Here is a 15,535-nt window from a genome sequence, read left to right as displayed (position 1 = left end):
CCCGCCTCTCTGCGCACGGAGCCCAACCATCCATGAGCCACTCCCCCCGTACGTTCAAGGTTGCCTTCGCCGTCACCGAGGCCGGTCCCGACGTGGCCGCGGGTGACTATTTCACCGCTCTCGAACTGGGCAGCGCCCTGCGTCGGCTGCTTCGCTGGGAGGTGGTCTGGCTGCCGACCCCGCAGTGGTACGACGTGGGCGATGCCAACGCGGTCATCGCCATGACCGACCATTACGACCCCACGCGGCTGGGAACCAGGGCGGCGAGCCTGATCAAGATCTGCTGGATGCGCAACTGGTTCGACCGGTGGGCGGGCAAGGCGCATTTCGGCATGTGGGACATCCGGCTGTGCTCGTCGCTGAAGTCGGTCGCGCACATCAAGGCAACCTACGGGTACGAATCCTCGCTGCTGCGCATCGCCACAAATCACACCCGGTTCCGCCCCCGCAGCGAAGAAAAGCTGTACGATTACGTGTTCACCGGCAGCTACTGGGGGGCTCCGCGCGATATCGAGCTGATCGACCCCGACGCCATCGGGCTGCGCTTTGCCCTGTACGGCAAGAACTGGGAGGATCACCCCCGGTTCAAGCCGTATTACAAGGGGTTCGCGCCCTACCACGCCATGCCCCGCGTCTACAACCAGGCGCGGCTGCTGGTGGACGACGCCAACAGCGTCACCAAGGAATGGGGTTCGGTCAACAGTCGGGTTTTCGACGCGCTGGCCTCGGGCATCCTGGTGATCACCAACAGCGCCACCGGTTCTGCGGAGCTGTTCGACAACCGGTTGCCGGTCTACACGTCGCCCGAGGGGTTGCGCGGCGAACTGTCGCGGTACCTCGACGATCCGGAGCTGTACCAGCATACCGTGGACGATCTGCGCGCGCGCGTGCTTGCCGGGCACACCTACGATATCCGGGCCAGGGAACTGGCCGGGGTCATTCACGCGCACCTGCGGACCACGCAGGCCCTCGCCGTCGAACAGGCTGCCAGCCGGGCGGCGCATGCGCCCGAGGGCACGGCCGACGCAACGGCGGTGCCCAGCCATGCCTTGGGGCGGCCACCGGTAGTGTCCATCGTCATTCCGGTTTTCAACCAGGTGCACTTCACGGCGACGTGCCTCGACGTACTGTTTCGCAACACCCCGGAACCGTGCGAGGTCATAGTGGTGGATAATGGATCCACCGATGACACCCCCCGGCTGTTGGATAGATACGCCGGGCGGGTACGGGTGATCCGCAACGATCGCAACGAAGGCTTCGCGCGGGCCTGCAACGCGGGGGCCGCCGCCGCCACTGCCCCGTACCTGCTGTTCCTGAACAACGACACCGAAGTGCAGCCCGGCTGGCTGCCGCCCCTGCTGGCCATGGCCGCGCGGCCCGGCGTGGGCGCGGTGGGCAGCCGCCTGCTGTTCCCCGACGGCACGGTGCAGCATGCGGGCGTGGTCATCGTGGAGCGGCGCGGCGTTACCTCGCTGCTGCCCCGCCACGCCTTCATCGGAGAATCCCCGTCCATGGCCGTCCCGGTCCGGGCCATGTCCATGCAAGCCGTCACCGCCGCGTGCATGCTGGTGGACGCCGCGTCGTTCGCCGACGTGGGTGGGTTCGACACCGGGTACTGGAACGGTTCCGAAGACGTGGACCTGTGCTTCAAGCTGGGGCAACTGGGCCGCACGGTTGTCTACGAGCCGGCCAGCGTGGTGGTGCACCACGAGGGCAAGAGCGGACATGAGCGCACCGTGGCCATCAACACCAACAACGCGCGCCTGCGCGCCCGCTGGGAAGGGCTGGTGGCCCCGGACATCATCGACACGTCCGGGGCGGATGGCGCTGGCGGCGAGGTTGCCATGGCCGAAGGGCTGTCCCGGCGTGCGCGGGCCGCGGGCGACCTTGCGCCAGATGCCGCCTACGGCGAGGCGCTGACCGCCTGGTGGCGTCGCTACCGGATGCGCCATCTGCCGCGGCGGCCGGTCAACGCCCCGCGGCGGCGCATTGCGGTGCGCATCTGCACGCCGTCGCGGCATGACCAGGGGTGGGGCGATACGGCCTTCGGGCGAGATCTGGCCGAGGCCCTGGCCCGGCTGGGCAACGATGTGGAGGTGCTGTTCAAGGACGAATGGCACGCCCGGTCCGGGCACGACGTGGCCATCCACATTCGGGGCGTCTACCGCCATTATCCCCGTCCGGGGTCCAGGAACGTGCTGTGGATCATCAGCCACCCGGAGTTGATCACCCGGGACGAACTGGACAGCTACGACCTCGTGCTGTGCGCGTCGGCCACCTTCCTGCGCCAGATCGGGCCGATCACGTCCACGCCGTGCCACTACCTGCCGCAGGCCGCGAGCCCGCTGGTGGTGCGCAACGCCGTGGACGTGCCCAAGCGGCTGGACCTGCTGTTCGTGGGCAACAACTATGCCTACAAGGAGAACAGCCGCCGCCGGATCGTCCAGGACGTGCTGGACGCCGGGTGCGGCGGCACGCTGCGGGTGGTGGGGCGAGACTGGGATGGGTATCTGCCGGAAGGAATGCTGCTGGAGCGGAACATCCCGCAGGAGATGCTGCCGCGTTTCTACGGCATGGCCCGCATCAACCTGAACGACCACCATCCGGCCATGGTGCGGGACGGGTTCATCAACAACCGCACCTACGACCTCGGCCTGCTGGGGCAGTTTCAGATCAGCAACGCGGTGCCCGGCATCGAGGAGCTTGGCGTGGTCACCTACGCCAGCCCCACAGACCTGCGCCACAAGGTGGAATACTACCTCGCCAACGAGGCGGCCCGGAACGAGATGGCCTCGCTGTCGCGCGAGCGCTGTGCGGGCGAAACCTTCGACCGGCGGGCGGCGAGCATACTCGACCTGGTCTAGATGTCCGGGCAGGCAGTCCGGTTTGGCCGCCATGACGGCATGCCGCCCCGAAGCCTGTCGGGGCGTCTGCATGTGGCGGGGTGGCGGAATGCATCCGGCGGCTTGTCGCGGGAAGGCGCGGTCCGCCCCGGATGTCTTGGCTGCGTGCGTCCGTGGGGGGCGGGCAGCCTCAGGCCAGACCGTCGGTCTGGCGTGCCTTCAGCGTTTGCGTCCAGTTCCAGGCAGTGGCGAGAATGTCGTGCAGGTCGCCGTAGCGGGGCGCCCAGCCCAATTCGGCGCGGATGCGCGCGGCGCTGCCCACCAGGCGCGCCGGGTCGCCAGGCCGCCGGGCGTCAAGCAGGAAGGGTACGTCGCTGCCCGTTACCTCCCGCGCGGCGGCCACCACTTCCATCACCGAATATCCCGTGCCGTTGCCCAGGTTGAACACGGTGCTGGCGCCGCCCGCCCGCAGGTGGTCCAGCGCCAGCAGGTGCGCCTGAGCAAGGTCGGTGACGTGAATGTAGTCGCGGATGCACGAACCGTCCGGGGTGTCGTAGTCGTCGCCGAAGATGCGCAATGGCTTCGAAGGATCCAGGATGGCCTGCAACACCAGCGGGATGAGGTGGGTTTCCGGATCGTGCCATTCGCCCACGCGGCCCTGCGGGTCGGCCCCGGCGGCGTTGAAGTAGCGCAACGAGACGTAGCGCAGCCCGTAAGCGCGGCTGTAGTCGTCCAGGATGTGCTCCACGGTGAGCTTGGACCGGCCATACGGGTTGATGGGCTGTTGCGGATGGTCCTCTGCCATGGGCAGGGCAACCGGGTTGCCGTACGTGGCGCAGGTGGACGAAAAGATGATGTCGCGCACGTCGTGTTCGCGCATCGCCCGCAGCAGGTTCAGCGTGGCGCCCACGTTGTTGGCGTAGTACTTCTCCGGGTCCGTCACCGATTCGCCCACGTAGGCGTATGCCGCGAAATGCATTACCCCGGTGATGTCGTGCTGGCGAAACACCTCGCGCAGCCTGTGGATATCGGACAGGTCCGCGTGCACGAAATGCCCTGATTGCACGAATTCGCGGTGACCGTAGACCAGATTGTCCAGCACCACGGTGGGCTCGCCGCGTTCCGCCAGCATCAGGTTGACGTGCGATCCGATGTACCCGGCTCCGCCGGTGACGAGGATGGTTCCGCTCACGTGCTGTCTCCCGCCATGGCCCGCGCTGCGGGGATGGCCGTTTTCTTCCGGTGTGCCTTCGGCATGGTCCGGGCTTATGACCCCGCCAGCATTTTTCCGATGGCCTGCGCCCATCGGGCGGCGTGGAGCTTGCGCGAAAAGCGCTCGCGGTAGCGTTCACCGGCCCGCTGCCCCATGGCGCGGGCCCGTTCCGGGGCCGTGCCCAGGGCGACCATGTGCCGGGCAAGGTCGCGCGGGTTCTGCAGCGAGAACAGCAGTCCGGTCGCACCGTGTTCCACCAGTTCCGGGATGCCGTTGACGTCGGACGCCACGCACGGCTTTTCCAGGGCCATGCCCTCCAGCAGCACCAGGGGCAGGGCCTCCTCGCGCGAGGGCAGCACCATGCAGTCGCAGGCGCGCACGTATTCCAGGGCGTTGCGGCGGATGCCGGTGAAGCGCACGCGCTCCTGACCGTAGCGGCGGCGTGCCTCGGCCACGATGTCCCAGCCGCTCCATTCGCCGTGCACCGGACCCACGCAGACCAGAATGGCGTGCGGCACCTTGTGGAAGACCTCCGCCATCTGGTCCAGCAGGATGTCGTGGCCCTTGCGGGTCTGCACGCTGGCCAGGCACAGGTAGATCATGGCGTCGCGCGGCAACTCCAGCGCGTCGCGCACCTCGCCCGTATCGCGCCGCAGCAGCGCGGCGGCCTCTTCTTCGGCGGCGCAGTTGGGAATGTACGTCCAGCGCTTGTCGGCCAGCACGTCGATGGCCTTCCATTCCGCGATGACGTTTTCCGAGACGCAGACATGGGTTGCGTACCCGCTGAAGGCGTGGATGGCCTCGTCGTACAGGTTCCGGTACTCGAACTTGCCGGTGTATTGGTCGGGAGAGGTGTGGTGGACGAAGGCGCGCGGGCAATCCTCGGGCAGGGGCAGCGTGCGCAGGAAGCGGTGGCCTTCCAGCAGCACCCCTTCCTCGATGATCAGTTCCGCCTCGCCGGCTGCCTGCCAGCGAAGATCCTCCTCCGGGTTCCGTTCCGGATGCACCGCGATCCACAGCGGCCAGCGGAAGCCGTCTTCGCCGCAGAACTCTGCCGTCATGCGGGCGAATTCCGCCATGCCTTCGGGCAGCCCGGGGTGCCAGGCGGTGATGACCGTGACGTCCGGCCTGTCTGGCCTGTCATGGCCCCGCAGGATGGAGGACAGCGTCATGAATTTGGCCTGGGTGACGCCGTTGACCCCACCCGCTCCGAATCCGAAGGTGTCGGTGATGTACCACACCCGCCTCCTGCCGCCCGTTGCCCGGCCGCCCTCGCGCACGCGCTCGGCGGCGCGGTGCTGCCCCAGCGCGGCGAGGCGCTCGGCCAGTTCGCCGCCGTGCCGTTCGTGGCCGGGGGCCAGCATGTGGGCGCTGTCCAGCAGGGCCATGGCGCGGTATGGGTCTTCGGTGTGCCCGGCGACGAGGGCCATCAATTCGGCCATGAACCCGCGTACAGCCTTGTCGCGGGGAAAAAGCGCCATGTACTGCCCGGCAAGGGTGTGGGCTTCGTTGATCTTCACGCACCGCAGCAACACCTGCATGGCCAGCAGGGCCGCACCGGGTTGCGCCGGGAAGGTCGCCAGCAGTTGCAGGGCCGTTTCCGCGGCCTTGTCGCGTTCGCCCTTGTCCAGCAACGCCTGGGCTTTCTGCGCAAGTCTGCTCCGCAGCGCGGGGAATACGGCGGGGTCGCCCCGGCCGACGTGCTCGCCCTCGAAGACATGGGCAAACGAAGGCAGGGCGTTGCGCAGCATTTCCAGCAGCACCTTGGCGCGTTCCTCGGTGGCGGCGGTGTCCTCCATGTCCACCGGCCCGCGCGGCCGGATGACCAGGTCCTGGCGCACCAGCCCCACGGGAATCCAGTTCTGGTTGTGCATTTCGGCGCGCACCGCGTCGAGCTTCGAGGCGTCGTACACGTCGGGGTGCAGCCGCACGATCTGTTCCTTGATGGCCACGTCGCGGTCCTTGGCCCGCATGACCACGGAATCGGCCTTGCGGCGGTAGAAGAACAGCGGCTCGTCCAGCTGCGCGCCCGCCCAGCCTCGCTTGGTGGCCCGGATCCAGAATTCCCAGTCCATGTAGCCATGGACCATGCGTTCCTCGTACCCGCCGATCTCCTGCCACATGCGCTTGCGGTACAGGGTGGTGTTGGTCTGCTGGTTGGTGACCAGCAGGTTCACCCACTTGAAGGGCTCGGTGGGCCAGATGGCGTTGACGCTGCCGAAGAACAGCGCCTTGGTGCTCACGTAGCCAAGGTCTGGCCGGGCGCGCAGGGCGGGCACGGTTTTTTCCAGAAACTGGGGTGCGATAAGATCGTCCGCGTCCAGCGCCAGGATGAATTCGCCCCGGGCCAGGGTGGCCCCCCGGTTGCGGGGCTGCACGATGCCCTTCCGCTCCTGCCGGAAATAGCGGATGGCGTGGCCAGGATGGCGGCGCAGCAGCGCTTGGGCCACCTCGTGGGTGTTGTCGGTGCTGCCGTCGTTGATGATGATCAGTTCCCACGCCGTGAAGGTCTGCATCAGTACGCTGTTGACGCATTCCTCAAGGTATTCTCCGTAGTTGTGGCACGGAACGATAATGGTTGCCACCGGGGGCAGACCGCTGGGGGGCTGGACGGCGGCCCCTTGCATCAGGAAGTCCATCACCCAGCGCGAGAATACCGGTGAATCCACGCCGGCTCGCAGGGCGTCCAGCACGGCGTCGTACAGCCGCCGGGGGCGGTCGCCCCGCTCGGTGGCGGCCAGGACGGCCTCCTCCAGCCTGGCGATCTGGTGGGAAACGTTTTCCTGCTGCTGGGGGTCGCGGGTCATGGTCGTGGTCACTCTCGGGTAGTGTTTCTTGCGCGCGTCCGGGCGCAAGAGGCGGCGGGCAGTCTGCGCACATGGATCGCGGCCGCTCCTCCGTCAGGGAAGAGACGGTGGAGCGGTTCGCCGCCAGTGAATTTGCAAGATGCATTCCTGACGAAAACGTCGGAGTGGGGCTGGCCGGGTCACGCCTTGCACGCGTCGAACACGCTGATGTAGTGCGGCCCCCGCCCCCCGCGCGAGCAGGCGTCTATGTAGGCGCAGGCGTCGGCGATGGTGGCGTCGAACAGCGGGGCCAGTTCGGGCATGCGGCACACGCTGGCGATGTACGCGCGCGTGGTGTCGTGGAAGAACGTGGGCGGCAGGGGCGATTCGGCTTGCAGGTATTTCAGCGAGGCCAGGGTGGTGTTGGCGTAGACGGCGGTGTCGAAGCCGTGCGCCCGGCAGCGCGCGGCGATTTCCACCGGGTGGAAGAGGTGCTTGTCTTCCGCCGTGCTCTTGTCGATGTCCTGACGGCAGTAGAATTCCACCATGCGCCGGAACAGGTCGACGAGTTCCAGTTGGCGCGGGGTGACCTGCACGCCGCGCGCGGCGGCCAGCTCCGGCATCTGGGCCACCAGCACGCCCATCAGCAGCAGGGCTTCGCGGCAGGGTTCCTCGAACACCAGGTGCCCGCCGGGCCGCAGCACCCGCGCCGCCTGGGCCAGGAAGGCGTCCACGTCGGCCACGTGGTGCAGGGTGGCGCGCATGGTGATGCACGACAGGCTGGCGTCGGGAATTTCCTGCATGGCGTCGCCGGACAGGATGCCCAGCCGGACGGCCCCCGCAGCGTTCTCCGGGGTCACGGCATCGGGCGCGCCGGGCGCTCCTTCCGTTCCAGCCTTGCCGTCCGCCTTGCCGTCGGGCGCGCCTTCGGCCGCCTGACCCGCCGCCCATTCCATGCCGTGGGCGCGCAGCCGGTCGCCCAGGATGCGCAGGAAGCCTGGCGAAGTGTCGGTAAGCAGCAGCAGCGGAAAGGGGTTGGCCCTGGCAAGGCCAAGGCTGAGGTAGCCGAAGCCGCAGCCTATCTCCAGCGCCGGGGCCGAGGTGTCCGCGCCCGTGGCCCGCAGCAGGGCCGCCAGCCCTTCTCCGGCGTCGAAGGGGGAGGGGTCGTCGCCGCAGGCCGCCGTGTAGGCCGTTTCGTCGTGAAAGAACGGGCGCGCATCGCCCAGCAGCAGCACGCCGTCCTGTGAGCGCTGGGCGGACAGCCATTCCAGAAACGGGCGGGCGGGTTCGGTCACGCGGTGGGCGGTCATGCGGGTGTCTCCTCGCGGGATGGGGGCGGCGTCAGGCATGGCCGCGTTCCAGGATGTCGGCGCAGCGGGCCAGTTCCGGGTCGGGGTGGGTGGCGGCAAGCATGCGCAGCCGCGCCAGCGCGTCAGGGTCCACGTCGTGAGCATTGGTCAGGGACAGGGCTTCCGGGCGGCGCAGGGCCGCCAGTTCCACGGGCAGCCTGCGGCTGTCTGCGGGCAGGAAGAATGCGTCCGGCGCGGCGGACAGGATGCGCACCACCCAGTCCGGCGCGTTGCGCAGGATGGCGCGCACCTTCTGCACGAATTGCAGTTCCTGCGCCACGGGCAGGGGGCAGCGGTCGCATACCGTGGAGGCCCTGCCTCCGGTGCCGGATGGGTTGCCGTTCGCGGCTGTCGTGCCGCCGTGCGCCGCGAATGCCCCGCGAGAGCGGAGAAAGGCCGGGGCGTTCCATGCCGTGCCAAAGTCGGGGTGGGCATCCAGCCGGGTGAAGTCGTCGTCGGCGTCGGTGGCCACGCAACACGGGCCGAACGCGCCGTCCGGGTAGATCATGCCGCTGTAGTACAGCCAGTCGCAGCGGCGGTGGGAGGCGGCGTCCCCTGCCTGCGCGCCTTCGGCCGTGTCCACCGGAGCGGGCGCGGGGGCCGCGCCCTCGGCCGTCAGCCGCTGCACCAGCGTCTCGCGCCGGGCCAGTCCTGCCTCATAGGCCGGGCCGGAAATGGCCCGCCCCGGCATGGGCGCGGTCATGGGGTGCACCCCCTGCTCGCCGGGGTCGCCGGGCGGCAGGGCGTAGCCGGGAAAGAATTCCAGCAGGTCCAGGCCCATGTCCGCCGCCAGCGAACGGGCAGTGTCCACCTCGTGCTGGTTGTGGGCGAACAGCAGAAAGCGCCATTCCAGCAGGGGGAACTGCAGCCCCATCTCCCGCTTGCGCCGGGCCAGACCGGCCAGGTTGTCCATGACCAGAGCGAAGTCGCCCCCCCGCCTGTACTGGCCGTAGGTGGCCGCGCTGGCCCCGTCCACGGAGGCGCTGAGCATGCCGAGGCCGGAGCGCAGCAGCGCTTCCTGCCGGGCCGGGGACAGGGGCACGCTGAGGTTGGTGGAGACCACGGTGAACGCTTCTTCCCCTGCGGTACGGGCGAGATGCTCGTGCAGGCGCGGGTGCAGCAGCGGTTCCCCTGCGCTGAAGTACCAGGCCAGGAACAGGTCCGGGGCCACATTCGCCGCCAGCCGCTCGTGCAGGGCGGTTTCCATCAGGGCGCGGCCCCGGCGGATGGTTCCGTTGCCCACGGCGCAGTACGGGCAGTGCAACTGGCACAGGGTGGCGCAGTCCACGGTGAGGTCGAAGGGGTGGTGCGCCACGCGCGCGGCCCCGGCGCGGCGGGCGCGCAGGGCCAGCAGGAAGTTGGCGTACTTGCGCGTCTCGCGCCGCGGGTTGTGCACGCGGGGCAGGATGTGCGGCAGGGCCAGGTCACCCACGGCGGGCCTCCGGATCGTCTTCAGACCGAGGGGGCGGCATGTCCGCGCCGTTCCCTTCGGCGAAGAAGCTGCGCTCCTCGTCGGTCAGCACCACGCGCTCGATGATGGGGTGCCGTTCGGCGGACGCCTGCGCCGCGCGCGATTCCGGCGCATCGTCCGCGTTCGGGGCATCGTGGCGCACCATCTCTTCCCGCCAGACGCCAGGCTGCGCGGGTTCCCGTTCGCGCGCCATCAGGACGAGCCGCTTGGAATGCTCCAGCAGCCGGGCGAAGCGCCCCGGCGCGTGCAGACCGTTTTCCCGCCCCTCGTGGCTGCGCACCGAATACAGGGTGCGCGGCACGTGGGCGAAGCGCGCCCCGCCCAGGGCGAAGCGCAGGAAGCATTCGTGGTCGTCGGCGTCGGCGGTTTCGTCAAAGGGACCGAAACGGTCGTGCAGGGCGCGACGGTACAGTTTGGCCACCCCGCACAGGTACCAGCTGCGGAACGAGGCGTCGAAGGAATGCTCCGGCAGGCGGAATTCGCGCAGGATGCGCATGTCGTCGTCCACCACGAACATGTCGGCGTAGGTGAAGTCCGCCGCGTCGTCCATGAGCGGCTGGGCCAGGGTGGAGAACAGCTGCGGGTGGCAGATGTCGTCCGCCGGGATGAAGGTGCAGTATTCGCCGGTGCAGTGGGCGAGGCCCCGGTTGTAGTTGGCCGTGGAGCCGGAGTTGGCCCCGGCCCGCAGGAACACGATGCGGCGGCCTGTGCGCGCGTAGCGGGGATGCTCTGCGCGCTCGATGACGTCCGCCGCCGCGTCGTAGCGGCAGGCGTACGAGGCGGTAGCCCCGGCCACGTCGCGCAGAAAGCGCCGGATCACCGCCACGGAATCGTCGGTGGAGGCGTCGTCGGTGATGACGATCTCCAGGTTGGGGTAGTCCTGGAACATCAGGGAATCGAGGCAGGCCCCGATGTACCGGCCGTGGTTGTAGCTGGGCACCACCACCGAGATCAACGGGCGTTGGGGGCGTTGGGGGCGTTGGGGCCTGCGGGCTTGGTCGGGGCCGCCGGGGGCCGCCGCGCCGGTGTGGATGGTGGGGGTCATGGCTGGTCTCCCGCCGGGCTCGCGGCCTCGGCGTCCCGCACGCCGGGTTCCAGCCCGTAGTAGCTGGCCCGGAACGGCGCGGGGTAGTCACCGGCCCGCACGATGGCGGTGGCCAGCCCCGACGGCGGGAACGGCGGCGGGGTGGCCGCGCAGTCCAGCAGGGCGGCGTTGATGGCCGCCGGGTCGCGCATCAGATCCACCGGCAGGCGCAGGCCGTATTCCCAGGCCGCCATGCGTTCGGCGGGCGCGCCCAGGTCGAAGACCACAGGGTACAGCCCGGCCAGCACCGCCTCCGACAGGGTGTAGGAATAGGTTTCCGGCCACACGGCGGGCAGGAAGGCCAGATGGTACGGCGCACCCCCGTTCCCGGCCAACAGGGCTGGCAGTTCTTCCTCGCCGTAGCGGCCGGTGATGGCCACGCCAAGGTCGCGCAGCACGTCGTCGCGGTCGGTGTAGCCCACCACGGTGAAGTGCAGCGGCAGCCCCGCCTCGCGGGCTTGGCGGGCGCAGGCTTCCAGCACGTGCGATCCCTTGTGCGGGCCGATGGCCCCGATCACCGCCACCCGCAGGGGTTGGCCGGGCACGGGGGGCGTGGCGGCGGGGGCGTCGTCCGCACGACGGGCCATGATCGCATCTGTCATGCCTGTCATGTCCGTCAGGGCCGCCTGGGCCAGGAGGGATGTTTCCGGGTGGGGGCGCACGGCAAGCCTGCTGGCGCAACCGGGAAAGTGGGCGGCCAGCCGCAGGGCCGTGTCGCGGCTGGGCGTGAAGACCATGCGCGCGCCGTCCAGCAGCGTGGCCCACGCCGCGCGCCAGCGTACGATGTCCGTGTTGCCCAGTTGCGGCGTTTCCGCCGCGATGCAAGGGGCGCAGCGCCATGGCGCGCCGGGTGTCGCCCCCTCGTCCTTGTCCAGCGCCGTGGGGCAGGGGTAGCCGTCCGGCCCGATGCAGGTGATGCGCGGGCACAGGGCGGACAGGTCGTGCGCGGTGACGTCGTAGGGGATTTCCAGCAGCCGGGCCACCAGCGGCAGCAGTTCCGGCGCGGCGTGCGGGTACCCGGCCAGGTTGTGCACGTGGATGTGGCCCACGCGCAGTTCCGCCAGCACTTCCAGCAGCGCGCCGAAGTCGGGCGGCAGGTCGAAGGCCAGGTTGGGCAGATGCAGGGGGCCAGCGCCGCAGACAGAGGCGGACCCGCAGGCAGGTTCTGACAGGTTCAGCGTCCACACGCACCCCGCGTCGTTCCCGCGCGGGCGCAACACCAGGGCGGGCGTGCCTTCCGCCGCCAGCCGGGCGCACAGGTCCTGCATGTGGCGTTCGGTGCCGCCGCCCCAGTTGTGGGTGACCATCAGCACCGGGCGGCCTGATTCGGAAAAGCGCCGCGCCAGCACGCGCCGCAGCCGGGCCAGGTCCAGCGCCCGGCGGGCCGGGCGGGCCGGGTCCGCCGCGCAGTATGCCGCCACGGTGCGCAGGTAGTCCGGGTGCAGCCGCTGCACCGTCTCGAAGGCCGCCTCCTTCAGCGGCGCGGCATCATCTCCGAAGGACATCTCGCCCGCGTGGCGCACGAACACGTCGGCGGCCAGCAGGTGACGCCAGCCCAGCGCGGCGGCGCGCATGCAGAAGTCGTTCTCTTCGCCGTAGCCCCGGCCAAAGGTGGCCTCGTCGAAGGGGCCGGTGGCCGTCAGGCAGCCCCGGCGGATCAGCATGCAGAAGCCCACCGCCGTGGGAATGTCCACCGCCGTCCCGGCGTTGACCGTGGCGGCCAGCGCGTCCAGCGCGGCGGCATCCAGCTCCAGCCCGGCGCGGTTGTCGCGCTCGGTCACCGGGTAGCTGCAAATGGTGGCGTTGTTGGACAGCGGGGTGACGCTGCCCGCGTCGGGCCAGGCGGCCAGGTGCGCGGCCATGCGGCCCAGCCAGCCGGGAAAGACCACGGTGTCGGAGTTCAGCAGCACCACGTCGCGGTCCGGGTGCAGGGCCATGCCCGCGTTGACCGAGGCCACGAAGCCCCGGTTGGCGGGGTTTTTCACCAGTTCCACCAGCCCCAGTTCGGCAAGGCGGCGCACCGCTTGCGCCAGTTCCGGCTCCGGGCTGGCGTCGTTGACCACCACCACGTGGGCGCGGGGGGCGGCGGAATCTTCCGGCGCGAGGTCGGCGGCCAGCACGGAATGCAGGCAGGCCAGGGTCTGGTCCGTTCCCGCGTACACCGGCACGATGACGTCGATGACCGTGCGCGGCGCGCCGTCTGGTGCATCAGACAGCTCCGCCCGGCGCGCGGCCAGTTCGGCCCATGCGGCGTCATGTGCAATGTCGGGCGGTGTGGGCCACGGTTCGCGGGTGTCCGGTTCGTCGATGGCCGGGCGTTCCGGCGCGGTGGCGTCCAGCGCGGCCAGCAGCCGGGCGCGGGCTGCTTCCGCGCCGCCGGAGGCCGCCGTTGCGTCCCCCCTCCCCGCCAGCAGTTCTTCCGCCGCGCGGGCAGCCGTGCGCAGGGTGGTGATGCGCCCGTGCTGGCGGCCGGAGCGGGCGTTGGCCGCCACGCAGTGCTCCTCGGCCCGCTTGCGCCGCAGGTCGGACAGGGCAAGGTCCAGCCGCACGGTGGCGGGAATGCGCTCTTCCGGCTGGCCGTAGGCGCGGGTTCCCAGCAGGGCGCGGGCGAGATGGGCAGGGTCGCGGATTTCCGCGCCGCAGGGTGCGGGCAGGCTGCCGTCCTCCAGCCGTTCGCGCGGGATGCACAGCAGCGCGCCCTCTTCCGCCGCGCCGAACACGTTGCGGCTGGCCCCCCGGAAATTGGCGGGGTTGAAGGCGGGCAGGCGCAGGTGGAACACCGCGTAGCCCCAGGCCAGCGCCTGCCGCGCGCAGGGCCAGGCCCGCGAGAAGCCGGGGCATTCCAGGTGCAGCACCGGGCGGCAGGCCCGGACGGTGGCCGCCGCCCCGCGCAGGATGGCGGCTTCGTCCCCTTCGGCGTCTATCTTGATGAGGTCCAGGCGGGTGCCGGTTTCAGGCGAACCCGGCGCGGGCAGATGCAGGCCCAGCCCGTCGATGGTCAGCAGGGGGACTTCGTTGGTGGGATGGGCCGGGTCCTGCGGCGCTTCGTCCTCATCCAGCAGGCGCACTGCGCCCAGGTTCTGCCCTTCGGGCGCGGCGATGCGGGGTACGCGCGCCGTTCCGGCGCGGCCCGCCGCCCCGGCCCGCATCGGGGTGATCACGTCCGCAAGGCCGTTCACGGCCACGCTGCGGCGCAACAGGGCGAACACCTCCGCCTGCGGCTCCAGCGCGGTCACGTGTCCGCTTGCCCCCACCATGCGGGCAAAGGCCACGGCGTGGGTGCCCACGTTGGAGCCAATATCCAGCACCCGCCCTCCCGCTGGCGCGTAGGGGGCCAGCGCGTCCAGTTCCGCCTGCGCCCATTCGCCGTAGATGGCCAGCGCCATGCCCACCGGGCCGTCGAAATCGAAATGGTGGATGACGCCCTGGCGGCAGGGGGTGGCCATGACGTGGTCTTCGAGGTGCGGAGGCAGGTCATTGGTCGGGGTGTTATCGAGCGGGGCGATATCGGAAGGGATGGATTCGGAGGTGATGTCGGCCGCCACGGCGGTCATGCCCTGTCCCCTGGCCCGCTTTTCCCTGTCCCCGTCTTCCCCGCCTTCCGGCCCGTCGTCGTACAGGAACAGTTCCAGCGGCCCCACGGTGAACAGGTCGCCCTCCCGCTCCGAAGGGTCGAAGCGGACGGAGCGCAGCACCCCCTCGCCGCGTAGGGCCGTTTCCACGTCGGCGCGGGTGAAGCCGTTCATGTGCGGCACGGACTGCAGGGTGCGGTCGGCGTACACGGCGCCGCTTTCCTCCAGCCGGAAGTAGGCCTTGGCGAAGTTGTGCTCGCGGAATTCGCACAGGTTGGCCGAGCGCACGTTGACCATGGCTATGCGATCCACGGCCACGTCGGGCAGGCGGTAGGTGATGCCGGGGTCGCCGGTGGTGGTGCGGAACACCGGCTGGATGGCGTCCGGGTGTTTATGGTCTGGGCCGCCGTCGAGACCGGTGGGCAACGCCCCGTTCGGATCGCCGCCCGCCACGGGCACGGCGTTGGCGATGTGTTCGGGCCACACCAGCAGGTGGCGCAGCGGGCGCGCCTTGCGCAGTTCCGCCGCGAAGGAGATGCCCGATTCGTCGCGCAGGTTGATGTTGCACAGTCTGGGGTCGGCGGAGGCGGCGCAGGGGGTGCGCTGCGCGGCAAAGCCGCAGTCCGCCGCCGCCCGGCGCAGGCTGGTGAAGTCGTGCAGCCAGCGGTGGCCGCCCATGCGCAGGCCGGTGTTCACGGCATCCATGCCGTTGCGGCAGCGCATCACGTCGGCGAAGTAGTCGCCGCTGCCCACAAGGACGGCGGGGTCGAAGCGCTGGCCGTAGGTCCACAGCTGGCCGATGTCCGGGGTGAGCAGCCGGGCCACGCCGCCGGGCCGCAGCAGCACGTTCATGGAGCACAGGATGTACAGCTGTTCGGTGAGAAAGAAGTGCTCGATGACGTCTTCCGCGTAGAAGGCGGCCACCTGTCCGGCAAGGCGGCGCGGCCACACGTCCAGCAGGCGGCATTCGCGCACTCGCTCGTCGTGGGGCAGGAAGTCCAGGTTCACGAAGCCGTCCAGCACCGCGCCGCCGCAGCCCAGATGTACGTAGGCCCCGGCGGCGTCCGCGCCCTGCCAGTCGTCGTGCGACCAGGCGAACCACGCGGCCAGGCGGGGATTGCAGCGGGCCAGCCCGGCCATGTCCGGAAGGTCTGGAAGGTGCGGGAGGTCGGGGCCTGTGGAGCGGGGCGTGCCGGGGGTAGTCATGATGGGGGCGG

At 70.0% G+C, this 15,535-nt stretch carries 7 protein-coding genes; 1 reads left to right on the top strand and 6 read right to left on the bottom strand.

Features of this window, described 5'->3' with window-relative positions; translation table 11 throughout:
• Positions 1–32: 32 nt before the first annotated feature.
• Entirely contained in the window at positions 33–2,864 is a 2,832-nt protein-coding gene (locus RVX_RS16025) for a glycosyltransferase family protein (RefSeq protein ID WP_116307757.1), read from the top strand.
• A 169-nt stretch (positions 2,865–3,033) separates the two neighbouring features.
• Here RVX_RS16025 and galE read toward each other — a convergent pair whose 3' ends face one another.
• From galE to RVX_RS15995, 6 genes are all read right to left on the bottom strand, one after another.
• Positions 3,034–4,035, bottom strand: coding sequence for a UDP-glucose 4-epimerase GalE (galE, locus tag RVX_RS16020; protein ID WP_230404768.1), 1,002 nt, complete (start codon positions 4,033–4,035; stop codon positions 3,034–3,036).
• Positions 4,036–4,109: 74 nt separating this feature from the next.
• A complete protein-coding gene (locus RVX_RS16015; protein WP_116307759.1) occupies positions 4,110–6,863 on the bottom strand; it encodes a glycosyltransferase in 2,754 nt (917 codons plus the stop codon).
• A 179-nt stretch (positions 6,864–7,042) separates the two neighbouring features.
• Entirely contained in the window at positions 7,043–8,152 is a 1,110-nt protein-coding gene (locus tag RVX_RS16010; protein ID WP_230404769.1) for a class I SAM-dependent methyltransferase, read from the bottom strand.
• A 31-nt stretch (positions 8,153–8,183) separates the two neighbouring features.
• Positions 8,184–9,623 carry a radical SAM protein gene (locus RVX_RS16005; RefSeq protein WP_116307761.1) on the bottom strand — a complete coding sequence of 480 codons (1,440 nt, stop codon included), beginning with the start codon at positions 9,621–9,623 and terminating at the stop codon, positions 8,184–8,186.
• On the bottom strand, positions 9,616–10,707 hold the full coding sequence (locus RVX_RS16000; protein WP_116307762.1) for a glycosyltransferase family 2 protein: 1,092 nt from the start codon (positions 10,705–10,707) through the stop codon (positions 9,616–9,618). Before RVX_RS16000 ends, RVX_RS16005 begins: the two co-directional genes overlap by 8 nt.
• The gene (locus RVX_RS15995; RefSeq protein WP_230404770.1) at positions 10,704–15,524 is read right to left on the bottom strand and encodes an FkbM family methyltransferase; all 4,821 of its coding nucleotides are present in this window, start codon (positions 15,522–15,524) and stop codon (positions 10,704–10,706) included. Before RVX_RS15995 ends, RVX_RS16000 begins: the two co-directional genes overlap by 4 nt.
• Positions 15,525–15,535 lie beyond the last annotated feature (11 nt).

The organism is Nitratidesulfovibrio sp. HK-II, assembly GCF_003402415.2.
In the GTDB taxonomy this organism is placed as follows: Bacteria; Desulfobacterota; Desulfovibrionia; order Desulfovibrionales; family Desulfovibrionaceae; genus Cupidesulfovibrio.
The sequence above is the reverse complement of the archived record's forward strand: the minus strand, read 5'-3'. Positions and strand labels throughout refer to the sequence as shown.

Excerpts from the sequence above, each read along its gene's own strand:
- RVX_RS15995 (WP_230404770.1), bottom strand. The coding sequence starts at position 15,524 with ATGACTACCCCCGGCACGCCCCGCTCCACAGGCCCCGACCTCCCGCAC.
- RVX_RS16010 (WP_230404769.1), bottom strand. The coding sequence starts at position 8,152 with ATGACCGCCCACCGCGTGACCGAACCCGCCCGCCCGTTTCTGGAATGG.
- RVX_RS16015 (WP_116307759.1), bottom strand. The coding sequence starts at position 6,863 with ATGACCCGCGACCCCCAGCAGCAGGAAAACGTTTCCCACCAGATCGCC.
- RVX_RS16025 (WP_116307757.1), top strand. The coding sequence starts at position 33 with ATGAGCCACTCCCCCCGTACGTTCAAGGTTGCCTTCGCCGTCACCGAG.
- RVX_RS16000 (WP_116307762.1), bottom strand. The coding sequence starts at position 10,707 with ATGACCCCCACCATCCACACCGGCGCGGCGGCCCCCGGCGGCCCCGAC.